Here is a 2,891-nt window from a genome sequence, read left to right as displayed (position 1 = left end):
ATGTCGTGCAGCGAATGTTTGCCGGTCATTGTTGCGATCCTCAGTCAGGTCGATGGCGCCAGTGACGACGCCATCGCGAGCAAGCCAGATCCCACAGGTGCTAGTGATAGCCGTCTTCATGGGTGACCTTGCCGCGGAACACGTAGTAGCTCCAGAAGGTGTAACCCAGGATGAACGGGATGATGAACAGCGTGCCTACCAGCATGAAGCCCTGGCTTTGCGGCGGTGCGGCGGCGTCCCAGATCGAGATCGACGGCGGCACGATGTTCGGCCACAGGCTGATGCCCAGACCGCTGTAGCCGAGGAAGATCAGCACCAGGGTCAGCAGGAACGGCATGTAGTTGGCGTTGCGCGCCACGGCACGGATCAGCCCGTACATCGTCACCAACACCAGAATCGGCACCGGCATGAACCAGAACAGGTTCGGCATGCTGAACCAGCGCGTGGCGATTTCCGGGTGGGCCAGCGGCGTCCAGAGGCTGACGACACCGATCACCGCCAGCAGCACGAAGGCCAGCGGGCGCGCCAGATCGTGCATCTGTTCCTGCAACTTGCCCTCGGTTTTCATGATCAGCCAGGTGCAGCCGAGCAAGGCGTACGCCACCACCAGCGCGGCGCCGCAGAACAGCGTAAACGGTGTCAGCCAGTCCAGTGAGCCGCCGGCGAACTGGCGATTGACCACCGGCAAGCCATCAATGAACGCCCCCAGCGCCACGCCCTGAAAGAACGTCGCCGCCACCGAGCCGCCGATAAAGGCCTTGTCCCACAGATGCCGTTTGTCGTCCTTGGCCTTGAAGCGGAACTCGAAGGCCACACCGCGGAAAATCAGGCCGATCAGCATGAAGATCAGCGGCAGATAAAGTGCCGACAGCACCACCGAATAAGCCAGCGGGAACGCGCCGAACAGCGCCGCGCCGCCCAGCACCAGCCAGGTCTCGTTACCGTCCCAGACCGGGGCGACAGTGTTCATCATCACGTCACGATCAGTCTTGCCCGGGATGAACGGGAAGAGAATGCCGATCCCCAGGTCGAAGCCGTCCATGACCACGTACATCATGATGCCGAAGATGATGATCACGGCCCAGATCAGCGGAAGATCAATACCCATGAGTCAAATCTCCTTTTCCAGGCTGCGCGCCTGGTCAGCGTCGGTGCCTTCATCATCAGCCGCAGACAACGGCCGCGCCGGTGTACGTTTCTGGCCAGGACCACCGTCGTTGGTTTCCTTGCCTTCGTCGGTTTTCGGCCCTTTGCGCACCAGGCGCATCATGTAGCCAAGCCCTGCACCGAACAGTGCGAAGTAAACCAGCACGAACATGATCAGGGTGATGCTCATCTGCATGAAGCTGTGATTCGACGAAGCGTCCGCCGTACGCATCAGGCCGTAGACCACCCACGGCTGGCGGCCGATCTCGGTGGTGAACCAGCCCGCCAGGATCGCGATCAGACCGGAAGGCCCCATCCACAACGCCAGGTACAGGAACGGCCGCGAGGTGTAGAGCGTGTCGCGTTTGCGTAGCCACAGACTCCACAGACCGGTGAAGATCATCAGGAAACCGAGGCCGACCATGATCCGGAACGACCAGAACACGATGGTCGAGTTGGGCCGGTCCTCAGGCGGGAACTCCTTGAGTGCCGGCACCTGTTTGTCCAGCGAGTGGGTCAGGATCAGGCTGCCGAGGTAGGGGATTTCCACGGCAAATTTGGTCTTCTCTTCTTTCATGTCCGGCCAGCCGAACAGAATCAGGGGTGTCGCTTCGTCGCCTTTGTTTTCCCAGTGACCTTCAATCGCGGCGATTTTCGCCGGCTGATGCTCAAGGGTGTTGAGGCCGTGGAAGTCACCGATGACCGCCTGGATCGGTGCAACGATCAACGCCATCCACATCGCCATCGACAGCATGGTGCGGATTGCCGGATTGTCCTTGCCGCGCAGCAGGTGCCAGGCCGCCGACGAGCCCACGAAGAACGCCGTGGCAACAAACGCTGCGGTTGCCATGTGCATCAGGCGATAGGGGAACGACGGGTTGAAGATGATGGCCAGCCAGTCGGTGGGAATCACCTGGCCGTTGACGATCTCGAAGCCCTGCGGGGTCTGCATCCAGCTGTTGGAGGCCAGAATCCAGAAGGTCGAGATCAGCGTGCCGATCGCCACCATCACGGTGGAGAAGAAGTGCAGACCGCGCCCGACCTTGTTCCAGCCGAACAGCATCACGCCGAGGAAACCGGCCTCGAGGAAGAAGGCTGTGAGCACTTCATAAGTCAGCAAGGGCCCGGTGACGGAACCGGCAAAGTCCGAGAAACGACTCCAGTTGGTGCCGAACTGGTAAGCCATGACCAACCCGGACACCACCCCCATGCCGAAGTTGACGGCAAAGATTTTCGACCAGAAATGGTAGAGATCACGGTAGGTGTCGTTGTGGGTTTTCAGCCACAGGCCTTCGAGCACCGCAAGGTAACTCGCCAGGCCAATGGTGATGGCCGGGAACAGGATGTGGAACGAGATGGTGAACGCGAACTGAATTCGGGCGAGATCGAGTGCCTCTAAACCGAACATAAGTCTTCCTCTGTCAGGTAATACCGGCGTCGGGGCTTTTGGCCCTTGCACCTACTGCCCCCACGGATATGGAGTGCGGCGAATTCTGATTCGTTCTTTTTTAACAACCATCGCAACGCAGGGAGTCTGGCCAACAGGCCACCGGATCAATTCCGTCTGGGGTCTTGATCTGGATCAAGCAACGTTAAAAGAGTAGTCCCATTTTTGCCGATGAACTGCGTGGTCGTTTGCCGCGTGACAAGTTGCCTCAGCACCACGGCAATGCTCTCGAACAGATTCTTCAGAGAGACAGAAGTCCTGTGGCGAGGGGATTTATCCCCGTTGGGCTGCGCTGCCG

3 protein-coding genes are annotated in these 2,891 nt (G+C 59.7%); all 3 read right to left on the bottom strand.

Going from position 1 to position 2,891, the window contains the following annotated elements; translation table 11 throughout:
• Positions 1-100 precede the first annotated feature (100 nt).
• A complete protein-coding gene (gene cydB / locus DBR24_RS06995; protein ID WP_123463959.1) occupies positions 101-1,108 on the bottom strand; it encodes a cytochrome d ubiquinol oxidase subunit II in 1,008 nt (335 codons plus the stop codon).
• 3 nt (positions 1,109-1,111) lie between these two features.
• Positions 1,112-2,554, bottom strand: a complete 1,443-nt coding sequence (locus tag DBR24_RS06990; protein WP_123463957.1) for a cytochrome ubiquinol oxidase subunit I — start codon at positions 2,552-2,554, stop codon at positions 1,112-1,114.
• A gap of 146 nt (positions 2,555-2,700) precedes the next feature.
• Positions 2,701-2,891, bottom strand: a 191-nt coding sequence (locus DBR24_RS31250; RefSeq protein WP_218278126.1) for a hypothetical protein, incomplete at its 5' end; no start/stop codon positions are given.

Source organism: Pseudomonas sp. HMWF006 (genome assembly GCF_003061205.1).
In the GTDB taxonomy this organism is placed as follows: Bacteria; Pseudomonadota; Gammaproteobacteria; order Pseudomonadales; family Pseudomonadaceae; genus Aquipseudomonas; species Aquipseudomonas monsensis.
This window is presented reverse-complemented; position numbering and strand designations above follow the sequence as displayed.

Excerpts from the sequence above, each read along its gene's own strand:
- cydB (WP_123463959.1), bottom strand. The coding sequence starts at position 1,108 with ATGGGTATTGATCTTCCGCTGATCTGGGCCGTGATCATCATCTTCGGC.
- DBR24_RS06990 (WP_123463957.1), bottom strand. The coding sequence starts at position 2,554 with ATGTTCGGTTTAGAGGCACTCGATCTCGCCCGAATTCAGTTCGCGTTC.